The organism is Acidisoma sp. C75 (assembly GCF_054665095.1).
In genome coordinates, this window is the sequence record NZ_BAAFHD010000009.1 from 61,908 (window position 1) to 84,428 (window position 22,521).

29 protein-coding genes are annotated in these 22,521 nt (G+C 70.2%); 11 read left to right on the forward strand and 18 right to left on the reverse strand.

The window, feature by feature from the left end; translation table 11 throughout:
- Nucleotides 1-108: 108 nt before the first annotated feature.
- Nucleotides 109-765, reverse strand: coding sequence for a TetR-like C-terminal domain-containing protein (locus ACYQ7X_RS12990; RefSeq protein WP_459697461.1), 657 nt, complete (start codon nt 763-765; stop codon nt 109-111).
- 87 nt (nt 766-852) lie between these two features.
- On the opposite strand from ACYQ7X_RS12990, the gene ACYQ7X_RS12995 reads away from it, so the two are divergent.
- Complete coding sequence (locus tag ACYQ7X_RS12995; protein ID WP_459697462.1) at nt 853-1,275, forward strand: VOC family protein; 423 nt, start codon at nt 853-855, stop codon at nt 1,273-1,275.
- Nucleotides 1,276-1,285: 10 nt separating this feature from the next.
- Here the strand turns inward: ACYQ7X_RS12995 and ACYQ7X_RS13000 are convergent, their stop codons facing one another.
- From ACYQ7X_RS13000 to thpR, 3 genes are all read right to left on the reverse strand, one after another.
- The gene (locus tag ACYQ7X_RS13000; protein ID WP_459697464.1) at nt 1,286-2,401 is read right to left on the reverse strand and encodes a glycosyltransferase family 4 protein; all 1,116 of its coding nucleotides are present in this window, start codon (nt 2,399-2,401) and stop codon (nt 1,286-1,288) included.
- A 109-nt stretch (nt 2,402-2,510) separates the two neighbouring features.
- The gene (locus tag ACYQ7X_RS13005) at nt 2,511-4,115 is read right to left on the reverse strand and encodes a heparinase II/III family protein (RefSeq protein WP_459697465.1); all 1,605 of its coding nucleotides are present in this window, start codon (nt 4,113-4,115) and stop codon (nt 2,511-2,513) included.
- Nucleotides 4,116-4,287: 172 nt separating this feature from the next.
- Complete coding sequence (gene thpR, locus ACYQ7X_RS13010; protein ID WP_459697466.1) at nt 4,288-4,821, reverse strand: RNA 2',3'-cyclic phosphodiesterase; 534 nt, start codon at nt 4,819-4,821, stop codon at nt 4,288-4,290.
- 194 nt (nt 4,822-5,015) lie between these two features.
- On the opposite strand from thpR, the gene ACYQ7X_RS13015 reads away from it, so the two are divergent.
- Complete coding sequence (locus tag ACYQ7X_RS13015; protein WP_459697467.1) at nt 5,016-5,354, forward strand: hypothetical protein; 339 nt, start codon at nt 5,016-5,018, stop codon at nt 5,352-5,354.
- A gap of 43 nt (nt 5,355-5,397) precedes the next feature.
- On the opposite strand, the gene ACYQ7X_RS13020 is transcribed toward ACYQ7X_RS13015, so the two are convergent.
- The 8 genes from ACYQ7X_RS13020 to ACYQ7X_RS13055 form a co-directional block, all read right to left on the reverse strand.
- Nucleotides 5,398-6,342, reverse strand: a complete 945-nt coding sequence (locus ACYQ7X_RS13020) for a formate/nitrite transporter family protein (RefSeq protein ID WP_459697468.1) — start codon at nt 6,340-6,342, stop codon at nt 5,398-5,400.
- 115 nt (nt 6,343-6,457) lie between these two features.
- Entirely contained in the window at nt 6,458-7,450 is a 993-nt protein-coding gene (gene mltG, locus ACYQ7X_RS13025; RefSeq protein WP_459697469.1) for an endolytic transglycosylase MltG, read from the reverse strand.
- Between the two features lie 7 nt (nt 7,451-7,457).
- Nucleotides 7,458-8,726: a beta-ketoacyl-ACP synthase II gene (fabF, locus tag ACYQ7X_RS13030; RefSeq protein WP_459697470.1), complete on the reverse strand. Its 1,269-nt coding sequence runs from the start codon at nt 8,724-8,726 to the stop codon at nt 7,458-7,460.
- A gap of 40 nt (nt 8,727-8,766) precedes the next feature.
- The gene (locus ACYQ7X_RS13035; RefSeq protein WP_158804395.1) at nt 8,767-9,006 is read right to left on the reverse strand and encodes an acyl carrier protein; all 240 of its coding nucleotides are present in this window, start codon (nt 9,004-9,006) and stop codon (nt 8,767-8,769) included.
- Between the two features lie 244 nt (nt 9,007-9,250).
- The gene (gene fabG, locus ACYQ7X_RS13040; protein ID WP_459697471.1) at nt 9,251-9,988 is read right to left on the reverse strand and encodes a 3-oxoacyl-[acyl-carrier-protein] reductase; all 738 of its coding nucleotides are present in this window, start codon (nt 9,986-9,988) and stop codon (nt 9,251-9,253) included.
- A 49-nt stretch (nt 9,989-10,037) separates the two neighbouring features.
- Nucleotides 10,038-11,000 carry an ACP S-malonyltransferase gene (fabD, locus tag ACYQ7X_RS13045; RefSeq protein WP_459697472.1) on the reverse strand — a complete coding sequence of 321 codons (963 nt, stop codon included), beginning with the start codon at nt 10,998-11,000 and terminating at the stop codon, nt 10,038-10,040.
- Between the two features lie 180 nt (nt 11,001-11,180).
- Complete coding sequence (locus tag ACYQ7X_RS13050) at nt 11,181-11,597, reverse strand: EVE domain-containing protein (protein ID WP_459697473.1); 417 nt, start codon at nt 11,595-11,597, stop codon at nt 11,181-11,183.
- Nucleotides 11,598-11,610: 13 nt separating this feature from the next.
- Complete coding sequence (locus ACYQ7X_RS13055) at nt 11,611-11,916, reverse strand: YciI family protein (protein WP_459697474.1); 306 nt, start codon at nt 11,914-11,916, stop codon at nt 11,611-11,613.
- A gap of 83 nt (nt 11,917-11,999) precedes the next feature.
- Between ACYQ7X_RS13055 and ACYQ7X_RS13060 the strand changes: the two genes are divergently transcribed.
- From ACYQ7X_RS13060 to ACYQ7X_RS13095, 8 genes are read left to right on the forward strand one after another with little or no spacing between them, the layout of a single operon-like run.
- Nucleotides 12,000-12,842 carry a heme ABC transporter permease gene (locus tag ACYQ7X_RS13060; RefSeq protein WP_459697475.1) on the forward strand — a complete coding sequence of 281 codons (843 nt, stop codon included), beginning with the start codon at nt 12,000-12,002 and terminating at the stop codon, nt 12,840-12,842.
- Nucleotides 12,839-13,036, forward strand: a complete 198-nt coding sequence (gene ccmD / locus ACYQ7X_RS13065) for a heme exporter protein CcmD (RefSeq protein ID WP_459697476.1) — start codon at nt 12,839-12,841, stop codon at nt 13,034-13,036. The genes ACYQ7X_RS13060 and ccmD overlap by 4 nt, the downstream gene beginning before the upstream one ends.
- Entirely contained in the window at nt 13,036-13,557 is a 522-nt protein-coding gene (ccmE, locus tag ACYQ7X_RS13070; RefSeq protein WP_459697612.1) for a cytochrome c maturation protein CcmE, read from the forward strand. The genes ccmD and ccmE overlap by 1 nt, the downstream gene beginning before the upstream one ends.
- 1 nt (nt 13,558) lies before the next feature.
- On the forward strand, nt 13,559-15,547 hold the full coding sequence (locus ACYQ7X_RS13075; RefSeq protein ID WP_459697477.1) for a heme lyase CcmF/NrfE family subunit: 1,989 nt from the start codon (nt 13,559-13,561) through the stop codon (nt 15,545-15,547).
- A complete protein-coding gene (locus tag ACYQ7X_RS13080; RefSeq protein ID WP_459697478.1) occupies nt 15,544-16,140 on the forward strand; it encodes a DsbE family thiol:disulfide interchange protein in 597 nt (198 codons plus the stop codon). The genes ACYQ7X_RS13075 and ACYQ7X_RS13080 overlap by 4 nt, the downstream gene beginning before the upstream one ends.
- Nucleotides 16,140-16,631: a cytochrome c-type biogenesis protein gene (locus ACYQ7X_RS13085; RefSeq protein WP_459697480.1), complete on the forward strand. Its 492-nt coding sequence runs from the start codon at nt 16,140-16,142 to the stop codon at nt 16,629-16,631. The genes ACYQ7X_RS13080 and ACYQ7X_RS13085 overlap by 1 nt, the downstream gene beginning before the upstream one ends.
- The gene (ccmI, locus tag ACYQ7X_RS13090; RefSeq protein ID WP_459697481.1) at nt 16,628-17,266 is read left to right on the forward strand and encodes a c-type cytochrome biogenesis protein CcmI; all 639 of its coding nucleotides are present in this window, start codon (nt 16,628-16,630) and stop codon (nt 17,264-17,266) included. The genes ACYQ7X_RS13085 and ccmI overlap by 4 nt, the downstream gene beginning before the upstream one ends.
- 43 nt (nt 17,267-17,309) lie before the next feature.
- Entirely contained in the window at nt 17,310-17,528 is a 219-nt protein-coding gene (locus ACYQ7X_RS13095; RefSeq protein ID WP_459697482.1) for a DUF1674 domain-containing protein, read from the forward strand.
- Between the two features lie 40 nt (nt 17,529-17,568).
- On the opposite strand, the gene ACYQ7X_RS13100 is transcribed toward ACYQ7X_RS13095, so the two are convergent.
- A complete protein-coding gene (locus ACYQ7X_RS13100) occupies nt 17,569-18,474 on the reverse strand; it encodes an ATP-binding protein (RefSeq protein ID WP_459697484.1) in 906 nt (301 codons plus the stop codon).
- Nucleotides 18,475-18,690: 216 nt separating this feature from the next.
- Here ACYQ7X_RS13100 and yajC point away from each other — a divergent pair, with 216 nt between their 5' ends.
- Complete coding sequence (yajC, locus tag ACYQ7X_RS13105) at nt 18,691-19,059, forward strand: preprotein translocase subunit YajC (protein ID WP_459697485.1); 369 nt, start codon at nt 18,691-18,693, stop codon at nt 19,057-19,059.
- Between the two features lie 19 nt (nt 19,060-19,078).
- Here the strand turns inward: yajC and dnaQ are convergent, their stop codons facing one another.
- The 5 genes from dnaQ to ACYQ7X_RS13130 form a co-directional block, all read right to left on the reverse strand.
- Nucleotides 19,079-19,822 (reverse strand): DNA polymerase III subunit epsilon, encoded by a 744-nt coding sequence (dnaQ, locus tag ACYQ7X_RS13110; RefSeq protein WP_459697486.1) that lies wholly within the window; start codon nt 19,820-19,822, stop codon nt 19,079-19,081.
- Nucleotides 19,819-20,406 carry a dephospho-CoA kinase gene (gene coaE / locus ACYQ7X_RS13115; protein WP_459697487.1) on the reverse strand — a complete coding sequence of 196 codons (588 nt, stop codon included), beginning with the start codon at nt 20,404-20,406 and terminating at the stop codon, nt 19,819-19,821. Before coaE ends, dnaQ begins: the two co-directional genes overlap by 4 nt.
- 43 nt (nt 20,407-20,449) lie before the next feature.
- Nucleotides 20,450-21,286, reverse strand: coding sequence for a shikimate dehydrogenase (locus ACYQ7X_RS13120; RefSeq protein ID WP_459697614.1), 837 nt, complete (start codon nt 21,284-21,286; stop codon nt 20,450-20,452).
- A 26-nt stretch (nt 21,287-21,312) separates the two neighbouring features.
- On the reverse strand, nt 21,313-21,831 hold the full coding sequence (gene secB, locus ACYQ7X_RS13125; RefSeq protein WP_459697488.1) for a protein-export chaperone SecB: 519 nt from the start codon (nt 21,829-21,831) through the stop codon (nt 21,313-21,315).
- 73 nt (nt 21,832-21,904) lie between these two features.
- Nucleotides 21,905-22,450 carry a histidine phosphatase family protein gene (locus tag ACYQ7X_RS13130; RefSeq protein WP_459697489.1) on the reverse strand — a complete coding sequence of 182 codons (546 nt, stop codon included), beginning with the start codon at nt 22,448-22,450 and terminating at the stop codon, nt 21,905-21,907.
- Between the last annotated feature and the right edge of the window lie 71 nt (nt 22,451-22,521).

The window sequence follows — 22,521 nt, forward strand, 5'->3', positions numbered from 1 at the left end:
TTCGAATCTCCCGCGCGACGCGGTCCGTTCGCGCGCTGCGCCGATCCGATGATGGCGCGAACATGGTTTGTGGCGCTTGCCGCATCAACCTGATGCGGCCGATGGTGATCACCCTGCTGTTGCGGTAGTGGAAACACCCCGCTCCACCATCGCCACAAGCCGCGCGGCGAGCGCCGCGATCTGCGCCTCGGGCAGGCTGCGCAACGGTCCGTCGATGATGAGGAGCGCGAAGCCGTGGACGGCGGACCAGGCGAGGAACTCGGCGCCCATCCGCTGTTCCGGGCCGATGAGGCCCGCCTCCGCCATCCGGTCGAGCGCCGCGCCCAGCAGTTGGAAGGGGTTGAGGCCGCTCTGCCCGGTCTTCTCGGGATCGGTATCCCCCTCGGGCGTCTCGTAGAAGGCGAAAGCGGTGCGGAAGAGCCCGGGCTCGCCGAGCGCATAGCGCAGATAGCCTCGACCCACAGCACGGAGCGCGGCGCGCGCGGCCTCTGGCGTCGGCAAAGCCGGGTCAACCGCGTCCAGTTCGGCCTCAATGGCTCTCGCGAGGGCGGCGAGGGCCGCCGCCTGCACGGCCGCGACCAGCGCCTGCCGGTTCGCGAAATGCCGGTAGGCGGCGTTGGGGACGACGCCCGCACGTCGCGTCGCTTCCCGCAGGACGATCGCCTGCGGGCCGCCTTCGCGTGCGAGCGCGAGTCCGGCGTCCAAAAGCGCGCGCCGGAGATCGCCGTGGCGGTACGTCGCCCGATCCTTGGTCTGTTCGCTCATGATCCGAATCGGATTGTAGACAGCGTTCACATCCTATGCTAGTCCAATGTGGATGGCGTCTACATATAGAACAGAAAGAAACGCCCGATGAAGGTCACGCCCTATCTCTTCTTCAATGGCCGATGCCAGGAAGCGCTCGATTTTTACGCCGAGGCGGTCGGCGCCGAGATCACGTTCCTGATGCGCTACCGCGACTGCCCCGAGCCGATGGACTCTGCGACGATGCCGCCGGGGCAGGAGGAGAAGATCATGCATGTCTCCTTCAGGATCGGCGAGACGGAGCTGATGGCCTCCGACGGTTCGCCCATGCGGCCGCAACATTTCGATGGGTTCGCACTTTCCTTGCTGCCCGCAACCGAGAACGAGGCCGAGCGGCATTTCGCGGCACTCGGTGAAGGCGGCCAGGTGCGCATGCCGATGAGGAAGACCTTCTTCTCCCCCGCCTTCGGCATGCTGACGGACAGGTTCGGCGTCACCTGGACGGTCTATGTGCCACAGCCGATAGGCTGACCGCGCCGCCTCAGCGGCGGGCGGTTTCTTCGAGAAGATCGAGCGTGCGGCCGATGATGCGCGCCTCGTCGAACCTCGCCCGGGCGCGGGCGAGGCCTGCGGCGCCGTAGCGCGCGCGGAGGTCGCGATCGGCCACCAGCCGGCGCAGCGCCTCGGCCAGCGGCGGCACGGCGCGGGGTGGGACGAGCAGGCCCGTCTCCTCATGCACCACCTGTTCGCGCGGGCCCCGTATATCGGTCGCGACCACGGGCAGCCCCGTCAGCATCGCTTCGATGACCGACATCGGCAGGCCTTCGAAATGGCTCGGCAGCGCGAAGATATCGGCCGCCGCCAGCAGATCGGCGGTATCCTCCCGATAGCCGAGGCGGCGCAGCCGCGGCCCGAGGCCGGAGCGCGCGAAGAAGGGCTCCAGATCCTCGCCATGATCGGAGGCGAGGCGTTCCCCCACCACCCAAAGCTCGGCATCGGGCACGCTCTCCATGGCCGCGAGCAGCTCGGGGTGCCCCTTATGCCGCACGAGGCGCGAGACGATGATGATGACGACGCGATCCTCCGGCACGCCGAGCGCGGCCCGGATGCGGGCGCGGGCCTCGGGCGCGGGGCGGAAGCGCGCCGGATCGCGCCCATTGCCGATGGCGATGGCGCCCCGGTTGATGCGGAGCGCACGGGCCATGGCGGCTTCTTCTTCGGAGACCGTGAGGTAGAGGTCCGTCACCTGCCCGGCCGCCCATTCCATGGCGAAGGAGGCGGCGCGGCGCGGCCAGGGGCTCGGCTGGTTGAAGAGATAGCCGTGGCAGGTATAGGCGATCGCCGGCACGCCGGCGGCCTTCGCCGCCATCCGCCCGAAGAAGCCGGAGAGCGGCATATGGGCATGGACGAGATCGAAGCGCTCCGCCCGCATCATCCGCCGCAGTGCCTGGAAGCCCTTGGCCTGCGCGGCGAGCGAGGCGGTACGGGCAAGCGGCAGCGGCAGGATGCGCAAGCCCTCATCCCGCAGCGGGCCGAGCAGCGGGCCCTCGGCGCAGGCGCCCACCATCTCATGCCCACGCGCCCGTCCTTCCCGCAGCAGGGGGCTGAGGAAATGCCGCATCGCGAAATCGGTGTTGGTGAGTTCGAGGATCTTCATTGTTCTATCCGGCGCGCGGCCGGCCGCCCCGCCAACCCCGCCCGCGCGCCGGTGAGCGCAGTTTCTATCCGGCGCGCGGCCGGCCGCCCCGCCAACGCCGCCCGCGGCTTCAGCCGAGCTTGGTGAGCGCCCATTTCACCTGCTGCGGCGTCGATTCGTCGCCGCTCAGCACGATCTGCTCAGTGCGACGCGGCTCGCTGCCGCCCATATAGATGCTTTCCTCCAGCGCCATCTCGCCGCCTTCGGCGCGGAAGCGCCAGCTATGGCCGCTTGGCAGACGCAGCAGCACCGCCTCGCCCTCGCCTTGCAGGCTCGCCTGCACCGAGGGGTGGAGGTGGAAGCGGAGCGCGAAGCGCTGCGGCATCTGCCCCTCCACCGCATCCTCGCCGCGCACATCCTCGCCGCTTTCCGCCATGTAGAGGCGGCGGCGATGCAAGGCGCCATGGCTGCGCAGCCAGCCGTCATGGCTCGCTTCCAGCCAATGCGCGCCATTCGCCTCCTGCCGCTGCACATCGACGGTTTCCGGCCGGCGCTGGCCGAGGCCCTCGGGCCGGATCTCCGCCGAACTGGTATCGGCAAGGGTCAGCGTTGAATGGGCGGCGGTGCCGCGCAGCGCATCCCGCCATTCGCTCATCGCCGCCGGGCTCGCCCCGCAATTGACGATCATCCGTTCCCGCCCGACCGACATTTCGAAGGAGAGCGTGCCGGCATGGGCATTGCCGTCCAGCCCCGGCGGCGGCGGCGCGCCGGTATCCATGATGAGCACGCTGCGCCCGGCCTGCAGGCGGTGGAAACCGCCTTCGATGAGTTGGCTCGGCGCGCGGGTCGGCCGCCCGGCCTGGGTCAGCACGAGATCGACGAGGCTCGAGGTTTCTTCCTTGGTGCCGTTGAACAGGGCGAGGCCGCCATCGCCATGGCGCAGCATGCGAAGCGCGGTCGCGAGCTTTTCGATCGACGGGCTGAGCGAGGGCGGCGGCGGCGCCTGGGCTGCCTGCAGCAGCGCCCGCATCTCGGTGAGATCCTGCAAGGCGGCGAGATGGTTGGCGGGGCTGCGCTCGATATGGCTGCCATCGGGCAGCACCTGGCGGGAAAGCTCGCTCGGCAGGAAGCGCAGCGCGCGGGTGAGGAAGGAGCCCTGATCGGGCAGCGCCACCGCCGCCGCGATCAGCCCCTTGATCGCGGTGAGCGCCCGGGCCTGGCCCTCCTCCGCCGGCAGCGAGGCGGAAAGCGCCCGCGCATCGGCCACCAGCCGGCCCATCAATTTTTGGCGAAATGCGTCATCGGCGCTCGCCGCGAAGAAATCGTAATGGCCGAGCCAGGCGGCGATTCGCGCGCCGGCGACATCGGGGCGCGAGCCGACCGGATCGCCGTGCGAGACGGCGATCCACTCCAGAACCAGGGTGCGGGCGCGCTGGCGGGCGGCATCGGTGCCGAGGGCCCGCAGATCGCGCAACCAGGAGAAGGTATGGGCGGCGGCGCGCAACACCGGGGAGCCGCTGGTATCCCCCCAGCCGCCCGGCACCAGGGCGCGCACGGAATTGCCAACCGTCAGCTCGCCTTTCAGCAAGCGGGCGCCGAGCGTCGGGTCTCCAGGCCAGAGATCGCGCACCGGCAGCGTCGGCGCATCCGGCACGCGGGAGCGCAGGCTCGGTAGGTTCGCCATGCTGCGCCGCATGTCGCGCAGCCAATTCCCGCGAGGGGGCTTACCGCTCATAAGGTCCATCCGGCGTTGAGCATGGTCCATCCGGCCGGGGTGGCGGAAGGCGAAGAAAAGATCGTGCGTGCGTCACTCAATAACATGCTGAGTTGTAAACAGCGCAATGCCCGCGACACAAGCGGCATAAACCTGGCACCCCCCGCCCGCGACGGAGGCGGCGGCGCGGCCTTCACGTAAGGTGGTAGTCAGCTTCGGCCGTATAGGCGGAGCCTTCCTTGCCCAGTTGCGAGCTGAACAGGGTGAAGCGCTCCACCGCATAGGGCTCGGCGCGGAACAGGCTGTGGCTCTGGATGAAGCCGGTGATCTTCTCATTGGCTGGCTGATCCAGCCGGGCGAGGCTGACATGGGGGGTGAAGCGCCGCCGCTCCGGCTCCAGCCCCGCCCGTTGCAGCGCGGTCTCGACCTTCGCCTGGAGATGGTCGAGCGGGGGTGAGCGCTCGATCCCCGCCCAGAGCGCGGTGACGCGGCCGCCCTTCTCGAACAGGCCGACACCGGCAAGGGTGAGCGCGAAGCCGCGGGCCTTGATGGCGTGCAGCGCGAGGTCAATTTCCTCCGCGCGCCAGTTCGGCACCTCGCCGATGAAGCGGAGCGTGAGATGGAGGTTTTCCGGCGGCAGCCAGCGGCAGCCGGGAATGCCGGTGGCGAGGGCGGCCAGGCGCTCACGCAAGCTCCAGGGCAGATCCAGAGCGACAAAAAGCCTCATGCGCGCGCCAAGCCTCCGGCCTCGCTCGTGCGAGGCTCGGAGACGATTCTCCCCAAGCCTCTCCGCGGGTCAATAGAGCCCGCCCACACACCATGCTCCGCTGATGGTGAAGAGGCGGGGAGCGGCGCCGGCGCTGAAACCCGGAAGGCGGCGCCTCATCTCAACCGGCAGATGGGAGAGCAGGGGAGGAGCCGATGATCCGGAAAAGCGGAGGCGCGGCGGCGATAGCGGTGGCGCTGCTGGCGTGCGGCCTCGGCGGCCAGGCGGTCGCGGCCGGGGTTGCACCACCAGCGAGCGCCCAGGCCTCTCCCGCCGCGCAGCCCCCGATGCCGCCTGGGCCGCCCGGCCCGCCCGGGACGGAGGCGACCAAGCCACCCGAAATCCTCGCCCCGCGCGATCAGGGCAGCGTGATCACCCCGCCCGCCGATACCAGCCGCATGCCGGTGATCAAGCCGCATGTGCCGAGCACCATGCCCGTCATCCGGCCGGGGAGCGGGGCCGGTACGAATGGCACGCAGGTGGTGCCGAAATAGCAGCCTCGGCCCGGCCGCCGGCGCGCTCGTCCGCGGCTTCGCGTCAACCCCGGCGGCGGGGCTCTTCGCGCAGACGCAGATGATCGGCGATCGGCGCGTGGTTGAGCAGCGCCGCCAGCAGCGTGCCGCCCAGGGTATTGCCGATCAGCGTCGGGCAGAGGAAGCGGCCGAGATAGGCGCCGAAGCCTTGCTGGCCGGTGAGCACCGCGAAGGCTGCTTCGACCGAGCCCGCGATGATGTGCGGAAAGCCGCAGAGCGCGACGGTATAGGTCACCACCAGGATGATGAAGGGCTGCGAGGCGGCGGCCGCCGGCAGCAGCCAGACCATGAGGCCGATCAGCCAGCCGGCCGCCGCCGCCATCACCATCCCGTGCCAGAAGGCTGGCGCGAAGGCGTGGCCGGCCAGCAGGTGCATCGCGGCTTCCGTCTCCGGCGGCATCATGCCGGGCCGCGAGAGGATGAAGGCGAAGACCCAGGTGGCGGCGATGTTGAAGGTCAGCACGATGAGCCAGACGCGCATGGTGCGGAGGAAGATCGCCGGCGTCCGCTGCGTCAGCGCCGGGATGAGGGCGGTCAGCGTCGTCTCGGTGAAAAGCTGCTGGCGGCCAAGAATGACGATGAGGAAGCCGAGCGCATAGCCGAAGGAGGCCACCGCCGGCCGCCAGGGCGCATCCGGCAGCAGGCCGGTCAGCGTCGCCTGCGCCACGAAGGAGAAGCAGATCGAAAGCCCGGCGGCGCTGCCGGACCAGGCGAGCGAGGGGCCGGAGCGGGCCAGCTCTTCGATCCCCTGTTCGCGGACGATCTCGTGAATGACGATGGCGCCCGGCGGCGCCCGCTTCTCGGCCTGGCGCTGCTGCTGTTCGTCCAGATGCGGGGATTGCGCCCCGGCTTCGGTGCTGATCTCCGCTTCCACGGCCTCGGTCCGCTCGCTCTGCGCGCTGCGCGCAGGTGAGGCCGGCTCGGTCGTCGTCTTCGTCGTCTCTGTCACGCGCGTTCCGATCGGGGGGAGGGGCGGATAAGGCCCCGATCGGCAGGCAGGCAAGAGGCGGCGGCGCTCACGCCTGCGTGGGCCGGCTGGCGGAAAGAGCGGCGGTCGCCGCGGGCTATTTCAGCCGCGCCGCATCGAGGCGGCGGAGCCGCGCGACATTCTTCTCCTGGCCCTGGTAGGTGGCGCTGAAGCTATGGCCGCCGGTGCCGTTGGCGACGAAATAGAGCGCGTCCGTCTTGGCTGGATGCAGAACCGCGAGGATCGCCGCGATGCCGGGGGCGGCGATCGGCCCGGGCGGCAGGCCGGCATTGAGATAGGTGTTGTAGGCGCCCGGCACCAGCAGATCGGCATGGTCGAGCGGGCGGGGGAGCACGCCGCGCCCATCCGAGAGGCCGTAGATCACCGTCGGGTCCGCCTGCAGCTTCATGCCGGCGGCGAGGCGGTTGAGATAGACGGCGGCGACCATCGGCCGCTCCGCCGGGATCGCGGTCTCCCGCTCGACGATGCTGGCGAGCGTGATCGCCTGCTCGGGCGAGGTGATCGGCAGGCCGGGCGCGCGGTCCGGCCAGGCCTTGGCCATGGCGGCGGTCAGCGCCTGCTCGGCGCGGGCGAGGAGCGCGCTGCGCTTGGTGCCGTAGAGGTAATCGTAGGTATTGGGCAGGATCGCGCCTTCGCGCGCCAGCGTCACCCGCCCGGTCATCGCCGGGGCGGCGTTGATGAGATCCTTGATATCCTTGGCGGTCAGCCCCTCGGGGATCGTCAGCTGGTGTTCCACCGGCTTGCCGTGGCGGAGGATGCGGAAGGCATCCGCGAGGCTGCCATGGGCGGGGAAGCGAAACTCCCCGGCATGCAGCGGGCCTTGCCCGCGGGTCACGAATTCCGCCACCCGGAAGGCGAAAAGCCCGTCGATCACATGCGCGGCCTGCAGCGCCCGGCCGACGGCCCGGCTATCGCCGGGTGGCACCACGACATCGGTCGCTTTGGGCAAGGGGCCGGGGCCAGACCAGGTTTGGTCGATATACATCCGGCCGGCATTCAGCACCGTCAGCAGCACGAAGAGCGGCAGGATCCAGGCCGCGAGCCGCCCGATGATGCGGGGCTGGGGCACGCGCGGATCAGTCCGCCGCGCGGAAGATCACGCTCGCATTGGTGCCGCCGAAGCCGAAGCTGTTCGAAAGCGCGACCCGGATCGGCCGCTCCTGCGCGACCTTCGCCACCCGGTCGATCACGCTCGCCCGGCTCGGCTCCTCGAGGTTGAGGGTCGGCGGGGCCACCCCGTCGCGGATGGCGAGCACGGAGAAGATCGCCTCGATCGCGCCGGCGGCGCCGAGCAGATGCCCGGTCGCGGATTTGGTGGAGGACATGGCGAGATGGCGGGCATGCTCGCCGAAGAAACGCTCCACCGCGTCGAGTTCGAGATCGTCGCCGAGCGGGGTCGAGGTGCCGTGAGCATTGACGTAATCGACCGAAGCGGGATCGATGCGGCCGTTGCGGAAGGCGGCCTTCATGGCGCGGAAGGCGCCGTCATGCCCTTCGGCCGGGGCGGTGATGTGATGCGCATCGCCCGAGAGCCCGTAGCCCGCGACCTCGCCATAGATCTTGGCCCCGCGCTTCTTCGCATGCTCGTATTCCTCGAGCACGAGGATGCCGGCGCCCTCGCCCATGACAAAACCGTCACGGTCCTTGTCCCACGGGCGGGAGCCGCGGGCGGGCGTATCGTTGAAACTGGTGGAGAGCGCGCGGGAGGCGCAGAACCCCGCGATGCCGAGGGTGCAGACGGCGGCTTCCGCCCCGCCCGCCACCATGACATCGGCATCGCCGAGGGCGATCAGCCGCGCGGCATCGCCGATCGCATGCACGCCGGTGGCGCAAGCGGTGACGACGGCGTGGTTCGGCCCCTTGAAGCCATAGCGGATCGAGACATGGCCCGAGACGAGGTTGATCAGGGCGGAAGGGATGAAGAAGGGCGAAAGCCGCCGCGCCTTACCCTCATGCACCTGGATCGAGGCTTCGAAGATCGATTGCAGCCCGCCGATGCCGGAGCCGATCATCACGCCCGTGGCGCAGCGATCCTCCTCGGTCTCGGGCATCCAGCCGGAATCCTCGACCGCCTCGATGGCCGCCACCATTCCGAGCTGGATGAAGCGGTCCATCTTCTTGCTGTCTTTGACGGGAATCCATTCGGCGAAATCAAGCCCGCCCTCGGCGCGGGTGCCGGCCGGAACCTCACCCGCGATCTTGGCCGGCAAATCACCGACATCGAAGGATTGGATGGCGCGGATGCCGGATTGCCCCTCGATAAGCCGGCGCCACACCGGCTCGACCCCGACCCCGAGCGGGGATGCGATCCCCATGCCCGTTACGACGACTCGCCGAAGATCCATGCGTAGTAAATCCTTCATCCAACCCGCGAAAAGGGGGCCCTCAGGCCGCCTTCTGCTTCTCGATGTAGTCGATCGCATCCTTCACGGTGCTGATCTTCTCGGCGGCATCCTCCGGGATCTCAACGCTGAAGGCTTCCTCGAACGCCATGACCAGCTCGACCGTGTCGAGGCTGTCGGCGCCGAGATCGTCGATGAAGGACGCTTCGGGAGTAACCTTCGACTCCTCGACGCCCAGATGCTCCACCACGATCTTCTTCACCTTATCGGCGACTTCGCTCATGGACCTCGATACTCCTCGGTAGCGGCTAAAAGTTTGATCCGTTTATCGCCCGGACGACATCTTCGCCCTTGGCGCCGCCCTCGCGACGCCCGGCGGATCAAGGCCCGGATTGCGGCGCGATTAGCATGCTTTAACCAACCCGCCAACAGCGGCCCGCGCGGAACTGGCGGCGCGGGCCGCGCGGCGGCACTTCAAGCCCAAGCGTTACGGGATCGGGCTCCCTGAATTCAAGAGGCGATCCGCCTCAGACCATCGCCATGCCGCCATTGACGTGCAGCGTCGCCCCCGTCACCCAGCCGGCCTCGTCGGAAGCGAGATAGACGGCGGCGGCCGCGATATCGGCCGGCGCCCCCATGCGGCCGAGCGGGATGGAGCCGAGGAGCGCTGCCTTCTGCTCCTCCTTCAGCACATCGGTCATCGCCGTCTGCACGAAGCCGGGCGCGATCACGTTCACCGTCACCCCGCGGCTGCCGACCTCCTGGGCGAGGGATTTGCTCATGCCGATCATGCCCGCCTTGGCGGCGGCGTAGTTCGCCTGCCCGGCATTGCCGGTGACGCCGACGATCGAGGCGATGTTGATGATGCGCCCGGCACGGCGCTTGAGCATGCCGCGCAGGCTCGCGCGGATGAGGCGGAAGGGCGCCGAGAGATCGACATCGAGCACGCTCTGCCAATCCGCATCCGCCATGCGGAGCGCCAGCATATCCCGCGTGAAGCCGGCATTATTGACGAGGATGGCGAGCGGGCCGAGCGCTGCTTCCGCCGCCGCCACCAGCGCCTCTGCCGCCTCTGGCTGGCGGAGATCGGCGGGGCAGACCGCCACCCGCTCGCCAAGCTCGGCCGCGAGGGTTTCGAGCGCCTCGCGCCGGGTGCCGGAAAGGGCGATCGAAGCGCCCTGGGCATGCAGCGCGCGGGCGATGCCGCCGCCGATGCCGCCCGAGGCGCCGGTGACGAGGGCGGTCTTGCCGGTCAGATCGAACACGGGTCGTTTCCTTGGAGCTTGCTTGAAATCGGTCGTCGAAGCGGAAGCGTCAGAGCGTCTTGAGGAAGTTTTCGATCTCGGCAGGGGTGCCGATCGAGAGGGCCTCCGCCTCGGGCAGGATGCGCCGCACGAGGCCGGAGAGCACGCGCCCGGCACCAAGCTCGACGAATTGGGTGACGCCCATCGCCGCCATGGCGAGCACGCTTTCCCGCCAGCGCACCATGCCCGTCACCTGCTCCACGAGAAGCTTGCGGATCTCGACCGGGTCGGTCGCCTTGGCCGCGGTGACATTGGCGATGAGCGGCACGGCGGGCGCCATCAGCCCGGCCTCGGCCAGCGCCTCGGCCATCGCGTCGGCCGCCGGGGCCATCAGCCCGCAATGGAAGGGGGCGGAAACCGGCAGCAGCATGGCGCGCTTGACGCCGCGCGCCTTGGCCGCCTCCACGGCGCGTTCCACCGCCGCCTTGTGGCCGGAAATCACCACCTGGCCGCCGCCATTGTCGTTCGCAGGCTGCACGAGTTCGCGCCGGCCGGTCTCCGGGTCGGTCGCCGCTTCCGCGCAGATCGCCTGCGCTTGTTCGAGATCGGTGCCGAGGAGCGCTGCCATCGCGCCCTCCCCAGGGGGCACGGCGCGCTGCATGGCGCTGCCGCGCAGCCGCAGCAGGCGCGTGGTTTCGGCGATCGAGAGGCTGCCGGCGGCGGCGAGCGCGCTATATTCGCCGAGCGAGTGGCCCGCGACCAGAACGGCGGTCTCGCTCAGCCGGCGGCCGCCCTCCTGTTCGATTACCCGCAGCACGGCGAGAGAGACCGCCATCAGCGCGGGCTGGGTGTTCTCGGTCAGCGTCAGCTCCTCCGCCGGGCCTTCGAACATGAGCTTGGAGAGCTTCTGCTTGAGGGTTTCGTCCACCTCGCCGAGCACGTCCCGCGCCGTCGGGAAGGCCGCGGCGAGATCCTGGGCCATGCCGACGAACTGGCTGCCCTGGCCGGGGAAGATAAAGGCGCGAACGGTCATGAACTGTCCTTGAGGAAAGGGCCGGCGACGGCCCGCGTTGATCAGCTTGGGCGAGGTGATCAGCCTCAGACGGTGCGAAGTGCGCGCCCGGTTAGCCCGTGGTGTTACGCGGAGTCAATCTTAGTGAAGGGCGGGCGTTATGCGCGGCAGGCCAAGCGCCCGCCGCCAGGGCCGGCCGCCTCAGCCCTGCCAGCCGCCGAGGCCGCAGATATGCGCCCAATGCGCCGCGCTCACCGGCACGACGGAGAGGCGCGAGAGGCGGATGAGGCCGAAGCCGGCCAGCGCCGGATCGGCCTTCATCTCGATCAGTGTCACCGGCCGGGGCATCGGCCCCACCGCTTCCATATCGACCGCCGACCAATCCCCGGCCTCGGCCGTCGGGTCCGGGTAATGCGTGCGGGCGACGCGCACCACGCCGACGATCTCCCGCCCGATATTGGAGTGGTAGAAGAAGGCGAGATCGCCTTGCGCCATGGCGCGCAGGTTGTTGCGGGCGGCGAAATTGCGCACGCCCGTCCAGGGTTCCACCCGGTTCGCCACCTGCTGCTGCCAGCTGAAGGCATCCGGTTCGCTTTTGACGAGCCAATAGGCAGGCATCGCACGCGCGCCTTCAGCCGAGCCGCGCGCCGTCGCGATAGACCAGCCGATAGGGGGTGATGCGCAGGCTCCCGAACAGCCCCGCCTGGGCATAGGGGTCCGCCGCGGCGAAGGCTTCGGCCGCCGCCTGGTCCGCCGCCTCGATCACGAGAAGGCTGCCGATGGCGCCCCCCGCCGCATCGAGAAGCGGGCCGGCGAAGACGATGCCGCCGGCAGCGCCGTCGAGATAGGCGAGGTGGGCGGGGCGCGTCTCGGCGCGCAGCGCGGCGCTGGCGGGTTTGTCGAGGGCGTGGATGGCGAAGAGCATCGGCGGTCTCATCCTGAGATTTTGTAATGTGACGGTCAGTGTAAACCAGGCTTAAGCGGCTTCAAACTGACGCGCGGCTTCGCTATGGAGAGTTTGTGGACGCATTGAGCCCCCCGCTGCCCGGCGCGGCCCGCCCGCCGGCCTCCAGCCTGCATCGTTTTGCCAATCCAGGCCGTTTCCTGCGGCTCTCCGGCCGTGTGCTGCCGGGGCTCGCGCTTTCCGGCATCGTGCTGACGATCATGGGCCTCGTCTGGGGCCTCTGCTTTTCCCCGCCCGATTGGCAGCAGGGCGAGACGGTGCGGATCATGTATGTGCATGTCCCCGCCGCCTGGCTTGCCACCCTCGGCTATGCCGCGCTCGGCGCTTGCGGCCTCTCCTCGATCGTCTGGCGCCATCCGCTGGCCGATCTCGCGGCGATGGAGATCGGCCCCGTGGGCGCCGTCTTCACCGCGATCTGCCTCGTCTCCGGCAGCCTCTGGGGCAAGCCGACCTGGGGTGCCTATTGGGTATGGGATGCGCGCCTCACCTCGATGCTGGTGCTGTTCTTCCTCTATCTCGGCCATATCGCCCTCATCCGCGCCTTCGATCAGGAGCAGCGGGGCTTTCGCGCCGCCGCCATCCTCTCGCTGGTCGGCCTCGTCAACCTGCCGATCATCAAATTCAGCGTCGATTGGTGGAATACCCTGCACCAGAAGGACAGCATCCATCTCTTCGGGCAAACGACGATGCCAGCCGCGATGCTCGACCCGCTGCTGGTCTCGGCGGCGGGCTTCACCCTGCTCTTCGCGGCGATCGTGCTGCTGCGGCTGCGCGCGGCGGTGATGGAGCGGCGGATCCGCGCGCTCCTCGCCCTGCGGCTGCGCCAGGGCGAGGATGCGGCCAAGCCCCGCGCCGCCATCGCGGTGGTAGCGGGAGCGGGCGCCGGAGCGGCCCGATGAGCGCCGTCAGCCCCTGGCCCTTTATCGGCGGTGCCTATGCCGTCACCCTCATCGGCGTGCTCGCTCTCGGCATCGGCGCCTTCTGGCGCCACGGCCGTGCCGCCCGCCGGCTGCGGGCGCTGGAGGAGGCGAACCCCCGCCGCCGCGCCCGCGCGGGCGCCGCCGGCCCTGCGCCAGCCGAGCGCCAGGCATGATGACGAAGAAGCGCCGCCGCCTCTGGCTGGTCTCGGCCTGCCTGCTCGCCTTCGGCGGCGCGACGGCGCTGACGCTCTCCGCCTTCTCGGGCGATATCGTCTATTTCATGCTGCCCGATGCCGTGCTCGCGAAGCATCCGCCGCCCGGGCGGGTCTTCCGCCTCGGCGGCATCGTGGCGGAGGGCAGCCTGCATGCGACGACCCTCGATGGCGGCCCCGGCGTCTCCTTCGGCGTGACCGACGAGCACGGCCATACCGTGCCGGCGCAATATGCCGGGCTGTTGCCGGATCTCTTCCGCGAGGGCCAGGGGATCGTCGCCGTCGGCGCGATGACGCCGGGCGGCTATTTCCGCGCGACCGAGGTGCTCGCCAAGCACAGCGCCGACTATATGCCGCCCGAGGTGGAGCAGGCGCTCAAGAAGGACGGGCTCTGGAACCCGGCCAGCGGCCGCCCGCCGCCGGCCGCCGCCTTCCGGGGCAAGGTGCCGGGCCTCGCGCCCGCGGCGGGAGGCTCAGCCTGACATGATACCCGAACTCGGCCATTTCGCTCTGGCGCTCGCCTGCGTCCTCGCGCTCACGCAAGGGCTGCTCGCCCTCTGGGGGGCGGAGCGGGGCGATGCCCGGCTGATCGCGGCAGCCCCCGGCCTCGCGCTCTCCCAGGCGCTCGCCGTGCTGCTCTCCTTCCTCGCCCTCGTCTGGAGCGGCGTCGTCTCGGATTTCTCGGTGCGCAACGTGCTCGATTATTCGAGCGGCGATACCCCGCTGCTCTATCGCATCACCGGCACGTGGGGAAACCATGAGGGCTCCATCCTGCTCTGGTGCCTCATCCTCTCTCTCTGCGGCGGCGCGGTGGCGCTGTTCGGCGGCCGGCTGCCCTCCGCCTTCCGTGCCCGCGTGCTCGGCGTGCTCGGCCTCACCGCTTGCGGCTTCCTGCTCTTCACCCTCACCTTGTCCGATCCCTTCGGGCGCGTCTGGCCGCCGCCGCTGCAGGGCGCCGGGGTCAATCCCTTGCTGCAAGACCCCGGCCTCGCCTTCCATCCGCCGATCCTCTATTGCGGCTATGTCGGCTTCGTCATTCCCTTCGCCTTCGCCGTCGCCTCCCTCATCGAGGGGCGGGTGGATGCCGCCTGGGGGCGCTGGGTGCGCCCCTGGACGCTCGGCGCCTGGGCCTTCCTCACCGCCGGCATCGCGCTCGGCTCCTGGTGGAGCTATTACGAACTCGGCTGGGGCGGCTACTGGTTCTGGGATCCGGTGGAGAATGCCTCGCTGCTGCCCTGGCTCACCGGCACGGCGCTGCTGCATTCGGCGATCGTCGTCGAGCGGCGGGAGGCTCTCAAGATCTGGACCATCCTGCTCGCCATCGGCACCTTTTCGCTGAGCCTTTGCGGCACCTTCATGGTGCGCTCCGGCCTGCTCAACTCGGTCCATGCCTTCGCGGCCGATCCGGCGCGCGGCCTCTTCATCCTCGCCCTGCTCGGCCTCGTCATCGGCGCGGCGCTCTTGCTCTTCGTTCTGCGGGCGCCGGTTTTGCAGCCGGCCGGGCTTTTCGCCCCGCTCTCCCGCGAGGGGGCGCTGGTGCTCAACAACATCCTGCTCTGCGCCATCGTCGCCGTGGTGTTCACCGGCACGCTCTATCCGCCCTTCGTGCAGCTGCTGTTCGACCAGCAGATCAGCGTCGGGCCGCCCTTCTTCGAAAGCACGGTGCTGCCGCTCGCCGCCCCGCTCATCCTCGCGATGGGACTCGGCCCCGTGCTGCCCTGGAAGCGCGCGGCCCTCGGCCCCGCCTTGCAGCGCCTGTGGTGGGCGGCGGTGGTGGCGCTTCTCCTCTGCGCCCTGGTGCTGCCGCTGGCGGGGCTGCGCGCGGCGCTCGGCCTTGCCGCCGCACTCTGGCTCGTCGGCAGCGCGGGGGCGGAACTCGCCGAGCGGGCGGGCTTCGGCCGCACCCAGCCGGCCGGCGCCTGGCGGCGGCTCTGCCGCCTGCCGCGCGGGGCCTATGGCGCGGCGCTCGGCCATGCCGGCCTCGGCGTCACCATCGCCGGCATCGCCGGCATGACGCTCGCGGCCCACACCATCCTGCGCATCGATCCCGGCCAGACCGTCTCCTTCGGCGGCTATCGCTGGACGCTGACCGCCCTGCAGAACGCGCCGGGGCCGGATTATACCGAGCGGATGGCGACGCTCGCGGTGCGGAGCGCGGCGAGCGGGCGGCTGGTCGCGGTGATGCACCCGGCCCGCCGCACCTTCCCGCTGCAACAGCAGACGACGACCGATGTCGCGATCCAGACGAATGGGCTGCGCGATCTCTACGTCGCCATGGGGGCGGATGCGGGGGCGGGCGTCATCCTCCGCCTGCATGTCAATCCGCTCGCGCCCTGGATCTGGTTCGGCGCGCTGATCATGGCGGCGGGCGGCGCGCTCTCGCTCTCCGACCGGAGGCTGCGGCTCGGCGCGCCGGCGGCGGCGCGGCGGCGGCAGAGGATGGCGGCGGTGGCCCGGCCGGGGCGCGCATGAGCGATCTGGCCCCTCAGCAAAACCATCAGAAATCCCTCATCGGCCGGCGGCTGATGCTGGCCGCACCGCTCGGCGCGCTCGCCCTCATGGGCGGCGGCTTCGCCTTCATGCTGCGCCGCATGGGGCAGGGGAATTTCGACCCGCATGCCCTGCCGAGCCAGCTGATCGGCCGCCGCGTGCCGGATTTCACGCTGCCGGGGCTCGATGGCGGGCCCGGCATCACCGGCGCTGCCTTGCAGCATCCGCCAGGGGTGATGCTGGTGAACTTCTTCGCCTCCTGGTGCGAACCTTGCCTGGAGGAGATGGGCATCCTCGCCGGCCTTGCCCGCGCCGGCCTCACCCTCTGGGGCATCGGCTACAAGGACAGCCCGGCCAATATCCGCGGCTTCCTCGGCCGGACCGGCAACCCTTTCCAGCGCGTGGCGCTGGACCAGCCCGGCCGCGTCGCCATCAATTGGGGGGTCTATGGCGTGCCGGAGACCTATCTGATCGATGCCGGCGGCATCGTGCGCTGGCGCTATGCCGGGCCGCTCAGCCCGGGGGTCGTGCTCCGCGAGCTGGAGCCGCTGCTCAACCGCGCCGGGAGCGCCTGATGCGGCGGGCGGCCCGTTTGCTTCTGTTGCTCTGCCGCCTCGGCGCGGTCGCCGGTAGCCTCTGGGCCACGGCGCTGCCGGCGCTCGCGGTGAGCGATCCTTCCGAGATGCTCGCCAACCCGCGGGCGGAAGCGCGGGCGGAGGCGATCGGCAGCCAGCTCCGCTGCCTCGTCTGCCAGAACGAGAGCATCGAGGCGAGCGATGCGCCGCTCGCGCGGGATCTGCGCGCCATCATCCGCCACCAGGTGGCGGCGGGGCAGAGCGACCGCGCGATCATGGCCTATATGGTCGCCCGCTATGGGGATTTCATTCTGCTTCGCCCGCCCTTCGAGGCGATGACCGCGCTACTCTGGGCTTCCCCGCTGCTCGCGCTCGGTCTCGGCCTCGGCCTCGTCCTTCTCGCTTATCGCCGGCAGCGGCGGCAGGGGGCGCCGCCGGCGCCGCTTTCCCCCGCCGAACGCGCGCGGCTCGACCGGTTGATCGGCTCATGATCTGGCTCGGCTTCATCCTGCTCTCGCTCGTCATCATGCTGCCGGTGCTGGCGGCGCAAGGCCGGGTTTCGCTCCGCGGCCGGCGGGAGGCGGCACTCGCTCTCTATCGTCGGCAATTGCAGGAACTGGGCGAGGAAGCGGCGCGCGGGCGCATCCCGCCGCGCGAAGCGGCGGAAGCGAGGCTCGAGATCGAGCGCCGGCTGCTTGCCGCCGGCGAGGGGGACGGGCAAGGGCCGGTCGCCGCCGCCGCTTCCCCGCCACGGTGGCATAGCTGGCGGCTGACCTTGCTCGTGCCGCTGCTGCCCTTCGCCGCGCTCGTGCTCTATCTGCAAGGCGGTGCGCCGATGCTGCCCGCCGCCCCGCTCGCCCCGCGCCTCGCGGCGCTGGCGGCGAAGCGGACGGAGGATGAGACCCTGCTTCGCCTGCTGCGCGCCCGCATCGCCGAGCTTGATCCGAAGAGCGAGGCTGCCCGCCAGGGCTACGTGCTGCTCGGCAAGCTGCAAGCCGATATGGGCGATGCCGCCGGTGCCGCCGCGGCCTGGGGCCAGGCGCTGGCGATCCGCGCCGATCCCGGCCTCGCCCATATGCAGGCCGCGGCCGCGGCCATTGCGCGCAAGGAAGCGCAGAACCCCTGATGGCGCCGCTTGCATTGGGCCGCCGTCGGATTACTTCGCTTCTATGAGCAGCACAGCATCCGATCCGGCCCGCCCGGCGCCGACCCCCGCGCCCGGCCCCAGCCCTGCCCCTTCCCCCGAGCCATCGCCGGCGCCGGCACCGCAGGATACGCCGCCCGTCGATCCCCAAGGCGGCTTGCCGCGCGAGATCGGCGGCCCCAAGGGGCCGGAGCCGACCCGCTTCGGGGATTGGGAACAGAAGGGCCGCTGCACGGATTTCTGACGCCTGCGGGTATGACGATATGGGCTGAGCCGGGTGATGGTCAGCCCGGCTCCGCCGCCGGCGGCAGTTCGGTTTGCAGGCCGAGGCGGCCGGCGAGATCCTGGATATATTGCCAGGCGACCCGCCCCGAGCGCCCGCCCCGGGTGACGGACCATTCCACCGCCCCGGCATGCAGCGCCTCCCGCCCGATCGGCAGGGCGAAGGCTGCGGCATAAGCGTCGATCATGGCGAAGAAGGTCGGCTGGTCGCAGTTGTGAAAGCCGATCCAGAGGCCGAAGCGATCGGAGAGCGACACCTTTTCCTCGATCGCCTCGCCCGGGTTGATCGCCGTCGCCCGCTCATTGTCGATCATGTCGCGCGGCATGAGGTGGCGGCGGTTGCTGGTGGCGTAGAACAGCACATTTTCGGGCCGCCCCTCGATCCCGCCGTCGAGCACGGATTTCAGCGCCTTGTAGTCGGCATCCTCGCGCTCGAAGGAGAGGTCGTCGCATAGCAGGAGGAAGCGCTCGCCCCGGCCGCGCAGCAGGTTGAGCAGTTCGGGCAGGGTCTTGAGATCGTCCCGATGGATTTCGATGAGCTTGAAGGGGCCGATGCCGGGCAGGCCGCCGGCAGCGGCCGCGCGCTCGGCCACCACCGCCGCATGCGCGGCTTTGACGAGCGAGGATTTGCCCATGCCGCGCGCGCCCCAGAGCATGGCGTTGTTGGCCGGCAGGCCAGCTGCGAAGCGGCGGGTGTTTTCGAGCAGGATGGCCTTCTGGTGATCCACACCCTGGATGAGCGCGATCGGCAGCCGCGCGATCCGCGCCACGGGGGTGAGCTGGCGGGCGGCCGGCTGCCACATGAAGCCTTCGGCTGCGGAAAGATCGGGCGCGGCTGGCGGCGGCGGGGCGAGCCGCTCCAGCGCGTCGGCGATACGGGTGAGGACAGGCAGGAGAGACGGGTCCATGCGGGGCGCGATCCATTCAGCGGCGAGAGGATAGAAGGCAAGCGGGTTCCGCGCCGCGAGGACAGGCGGTTTGCGGCAGGCCTGCCCCCGGCCCCAGGCAAGGCTCGGCGCGATTAACCGGCGCCAGGGCGGCGAGCCCACTTCTATCCGGCGCGATCACCCTCTATGGTCCGCCCGCTTCAGCCTTTTCACCCGTTTTTCGCACCGGATGCCCCCATGCACCTGATTTCCCCCGCCTATGCGCAAACCCTCGGCGGTGCCTCCTCTTTCGCGGGCATCGCGCAGTTCCTGCCGCTCGTCCTCATCTTCGCGGTGTTCTACTTCATGCTCATCCGGCCGCAGCAGCAGAAGCAGAAGGCGCTGAAGGCGAGCCTCTCCACGATCAAGCGCGGTGACCGGGTGGTGACGGCGGGCGGCATCCTCGGCCTCGTGCAGAAGACCCGCGAGGGTTCGAACGAGATCGAGGTCGAAATCGCGCCGAATGTGCGGGTGACGGTGCTGCGGGAGACGATCTCGGCGGTGATCAATCCGGTGGTGGCGAACGATACCAAGGCCGGCACGACGCCGCCTGCCAAGGCATCCTGAACAGAGGGCGCGCCGCCGCCTATCCGGCGGCGGCCAGCTGCGGCGGCGCTGCCCCCGCTTCTGCCTCCGCCTTCTCCGCCTCCTGGCGTAGCCACAGCGCCTCCTTGACCTGGCCGAGGAAGGCCGCGTGCCGCGCCGCCTCTTCCGCCGAGACCAGGATCGGCCGGGCCGCACGATCCCGCGCGGCCTCGTAGCGGGCGAGGTGGCTGCCCTCGCCTTCGCCGAGCGCGAGGGAGAGGCCGCGCTGCCGCCCGCCCGTCAGCTCGACATAGACCTCCGCGAGCAGCCGGCAATCGAGCAGCGCGTTATGCGAAGTCCGCTCCGACAGATCGATGCCGAAGCGGCGGCAGAGCGCGTCCAGGCTGTTCGGCATGCCGGGAAACCGCTGCTTGGCGAGCACCAGGGTATCGACCATGCGATGCGCGCCGAGCGGCGGCAGGCCGCAGGCTTTCAGCTCCCAGTTGAGGAAGCCGAAATCGAAGGGCGCATTGTGGGCGACGAGCATGTCCTCCGCCCCCATGAAGGCGAGCAGTTCCTCAGCGATTTCGCGGAAGCGCGGCTTGCCTTCGAGATGGGCGAGGGTGAGGCCGTGCACCCGCGTCGCTTCGGGCGGGATATCGCGCTCGGGGTGGATGAGGCGGTGGAACTGACGGCCGGTCGGCAGGTCGTTCACCAGTTCGAGGGCGGCGATCTCGATCACCCGGTCCCCGGTCTGGGGATCGAGGCCGGTGGTCTCCGTGTCGAACAAGACCGAGCGGGTCATCGGCGTAACTCCTGGACAAGGCGGGTGATGCGGGCCTGGGCATGGCGGCGCGAAAGCCCCGTGCGGAGCACCACATCGGCGCGGCGCCGCTTCTCCGAATCGGGCATCTGGCGGGCGATGATGGCGGCAATCTCGCCCTCCGTCATCCGCCGCCGGCGCCGCAGCCGCGCTTTCTGCGTCGCCGCCGAGGCGGAGACGACGAGGATGAGATCGACATCGCGGTTGGGCGCGGTTTCCAGCAGCAGCGGAATGTCGAGCACGGCGATGCGTGCGCCCTGCCGCCGGCTCTGCGCCAGGAAGCGGCGGCGGGCTTCGCGCACGCGGGGGTGGATGATGCGCTCCAGCACCGGCCAGAGGGCGGGATCGGCGATGAGGAGCGCGCGCAGCCGCGCCCGGTCCACCCGGCCCTCGCTCACCGCGCTCGGGAAGGCCGCGGCGATGGCGGGCACCGCGGCCCCGCCCCGCGCCTGCAGCCGATGCACCGTCGCATCGGCATCAAAAACGGGAATATGCAAGCGGCGGAACACATCGGCGGCGGTCGATTTGCCCATGCCGATGCCGCCCGTAAGCCCGATCACCTTCAAAGCCGCGGCCTTCCGCCTGGAGAGCTAACCTCGGGGCTTCGCTTCAGCCCGGCGCCAGCAGATCGGCCGCGACGAAGCGATACAGCGCCTCGTCCACCGCGGGCTCGGTGCCGAACCAGGCCGCGAAGCCCGGGGCGGCCTGGTGCAGCAGCATGCCGAGACCGGGGGCGGTCTTCAAGCCGCGTGCGCGCGCCGCGGCGATGAGCGGCGTTTCGAGCGGCACATAGACGATATCGGCGACCGCCGCCCTCGCATCGGCCCGGTCCAGGCTGAGGGCGAGCGGCGCCTGGCCGTGCATGCCGAGCGTGGTGGTATTGACGATCAGCGCATGCTCGGCGAGCGCCGCCTCCCGCGCCTCCCAATCAATCACCCCGAGGCCGGGCAGCGCGGCGGCAAGCGCCTCGGCCCGGGCGCGGGTGCGGTTGGCGAGGGTGACCGGAACGCCGCAGCCGAGCAGCGCCGCGGCAATGGCGCGCGCCGCCCCGCCGCTGCCGAGCAGCAGCGCGGGCCCTGCCTCGGGCGCGATGCCGTGCTGGCGGAGATTGGCGAGGAAGCCGAGCCCATCGGTATTGCGGCCGATGATACGCCCTTCCGCGAAGACCAGGGTGTTGACGGCGCCGGCCGCCCGCGCCGTCTCCTCCACCACGTCACACAGCGCGAAGGCGGCTTCCTTGTGCGGGATGGTGACATTGGCGCCGCGGAAGCCGGCGGCGGCGAGGCCGCGCACGGCGAGGGCGAGATCCTCCGCCCGCACGGCGAGCGGCAGATAGGCGCCGTCGATCCCGTAGCGCTCCAGCCAATAGCCATGCAGGCGCGGCGAGCGGGAATGCGCGACCGGCCAGCCGATGACACCGGCGAGCCGCGCATGGCCCGAGAGCACCCTCACCTTGAGGCGCCCATCAGGCTTCAGTTCAGCGTCGGCGCCTGGCCGGCGGCGGCCGCCGCCTGCTGCCGGCGGCTATGCCAGAGCGAGAGGAAGTCGATCGGGCCGAGCAGCACCGGCGGGAAGCCGCCATCGCGCGTGACATCGGCGAGGATGTTGCGGGCGAAGGGGAAGAGCAGGCGGGGGCCTTCCACCATCAGCACCGGCTCGATCTGATTATCGGGAATGCCGTTGAGGGTGAAGATGCCGGCATAGGCGAGTTCGGCGAGGAAGACGATGGCGGAGCCTTCCGTCGGCTGGCCCTGTTCGGGCGTGCGGGTCGCCTCGATGCGGGCGAGCAAGGTCACCTCATAGACGTGCTGGCCTTCGACCAGCCGCTTGACCTGCACGTCGAGATTGACGGCCACCTGGGGCGCGGTGCGGAGGATGGAATAGATCTGCGGCGCGCCGGGCACCTCGAAGGAAAGATCCTTCACATATTGCGCGTTGACGACGAGGGGCGGCTGCCCCTGGGCGGCGGGATCCTGGCTTTGTTCTGACATGGCCTCTTTCTCGGTCTCGGTGTGCTGCCCTAGCATTCGCCGCCGTCAGGCGGAAGGGGCGGGGCGGCGGGCCTTAGCCTGTTTTGCCGCCAAAGCCCGCCTGCGGCTCGATGACGATCCATTCGCCATTGCCGAGGCTCTGCCCGGTCATGGCCAGGATGAAGCCCCAATGGCTGACGACGAGGGTTTCCGCGTGATCGTCCCGCGCCGCCATCTCGCCGTGAAAACGGGCCGCGCGGGCGAGAACCCCGGCTTCGCTCTCGGTCTCCTCCGGCCACCAGCGCTCGGCGAGATCAGAGAAGTCATGCCCCGGCCACAGGCCGCTCAGCGTGCTCGCTGTGCTGCCGATATCGCAGGTGAAGGCATAGCGCTCCCGCACCACGGGCAGGATCGTCACCGGCAGGCCGAAGCGCCGGGCGAAGGGCGCGGCGGTTTGCAGCGCCCGCGTATAGGGGGAGGCGATGATGCGGCGGATCGGCACAGCGGCGAGGGTCTCGGCCGCGGCTTCCGCCTGCGCCTCGCCCTCCGCCGTCAGCCGCGGATCGGGGATGCCGGGGTCCTTGCGGGTGCGGGTGAAGTGGAGGTTGAATTCGCTTTGCCCATGGCGGATCAGAATCATGCTATAGTCCTGCAAGCATCATCGGGCGGAGGCAAGGGGCCGCCCTGGCCGCCCTTCGGTTGCGGTCGGGG

Excerpts from the sequence above, each read along its gene's own strand:
- ACYQ7X_RS13055 (WP_459697474.1), bottom strand. The coding sequence starts at position 11,916 with ATGAGACCGCCGATGCTCTTCGCCATCCACGCCCTCGACAAACCCGCC.
- ACYQ7X_RS13075 (WP_459697477.1), top strand. The coding sequence starts at position 13,559 with ATGATACCCGAACTCGGCCATTTCGCTCTGGCGCTCGCCTGCGTCCTC.
- ACYQ7X_RS12990 (WP_459697461.1), bottom strand. The coding sequence starts at position 765 with ATGAGCGAACAGACCAAGGATCGGGCGACGTACCGCCACGGCGATCTC.
- fabF (WP_459697470.1), bottom strand. The coding sequence starts at position 8,726 with ATGGATCTTCGGCGAGTCGTCGTAACGGGCATGGGGATCGCATCCCCG.
- ACYQ7X_RS13000 (WP_459697464.1), bottom strand. The coding sequence starts at position 2,401 with ATGAAGATCCTCGAACTCACCAACACCGATTTCGCGATGCGGCATTTC.
- ACYQ7X_RS13080 (WP_459697478.1), top strand. The coding sequence starts at position 15,544 with ATGAGCGATCTGGCCCCTCAGCAAAACCATCAGAAATCCCTCATCGGC.
- dnaQ (WP_459697486.1), bottom strand. The coding sequence starts at position 19,822 with ATGACCCGCTCGGTCTTGTTCGACACGGAGACCACCGGCCTCGATCCC.
- ACYQ7X_RS13005 (WP_459697465.1), bottom strand. The coding sequence starts at position 4,115 with ATGAGCGGTAAGCCCCCTCGCGGGAATTGGCTGCGCGACATGCGGCGC.
- ACYQ7X_RS12995 (WP_459697462.1), top strand. The coding sequence starts at position 853 with ATGAAGGTCACGCCCTATCTCTTCTTCAATGGCCGATGCCAGGAAGCG.
- ACYQ7X_RS13035 (WP_158804395.1), bottom strand. The coding sequence starts at position 9,006 with ATGAGCGAAGTCGCCGATAAGGTGAAGAAGATCGTGGTGGAGCATCTG.
- secB (WP_459697488.1), bottom strand. The coding sequence starts at position 21,831 with ATGTCAGAACAAAGCCAGGATCCCGCCGCCCAGGGGCAGCCGCCCCTC.
- ACYQ7X_RS13015 (WP_459697467.1), top strand. The coding sequence starts at position 5,016 with ATGATCCGGAAAAGCGGAGGCGCGGCGGCGATAGCGGTGGCGCTGCTG.
- ccmI (WP_459697481.1), top strand. The coding sequence starts at position 16,628 with ATGATCTGGCTCGGCTTCATCCTGCTCTCGCTCGTCATCATGCTGCCG.
- ccmE (WP_459697612.1), top strand. The coding sequence starts at position 13,036 with ATGACGAAGAAGCGCCGCCGCCTCTGGCTGGTCTCGGCCTGCCTGCTC.
- yajC (WP_459697485.1), top strand. The coding sequence starts at position 18,691 with ATGCACCTGATTTCCCCCGCCTATGCGCAAACCCTCGGCGGTGCCTCC.
- ACYQ7X_RS13085 (WP_459697480.1), top strand. The coding sequence starts at position 16,140 with ATGCGGCGGGCGGCCCGTTTGCTTCTGTTGCTCTGCCGCCTCGGCGCG.
- fabD (WP_459697472.1), bottom strand. The coding sequence starts at position 11,000 with ATGACCGTTCGCGCCTTTATCTTCCCCGGCCAGGGCAGCCAGTTCGTC.
- thpR (WP_459697466.1), bottom strand. The coding sequence starts at position 4,821 with ATGAGGCTTTTTGTCGCTCTGGATCTGCCCTGGAGCTTGCGTGAGCGC.
- ACYQ7X_RS13050 (WP_459697473.1), bottom strand. The coding sequence starts at position 11,597 with ATGCCTGCCTATTGGCTCGTCAAAAGCGAACCGGATGCCTTCAGCTGG.
- ACYQ7X_RS13100 (WP_459697484.1), bottom strand. The coding sequence starts at position 18,474 with ATGGACCCGTCTCTCCTGCCTGTCCTCACCCGTATCGCCGACGCGCTG.
- ccmD (WP_459697476.1), top strand. The coding sequence starts at position 12,839 with ATGAGCGCCGTCAGCCCCTGGCCCTTTATCGGCGGTGCCTATGCCGTC.
- ACYQ7X_RS13130 (WP_459697489.1), bottom strand. The coding sequence starts at position 22,450 with ATGATTCTGATCCGCCATGGGCAAAGCGAATTCAACCTCCACTTCACC.
- ACYQ7X_RS13095 (WP_459697482.1), top strand. The coding sequence starts at position 17,310 with ATGAGCAGCACAGCATCCGATCCGGCCCGCCCGGCGCCGACCCCCGCG.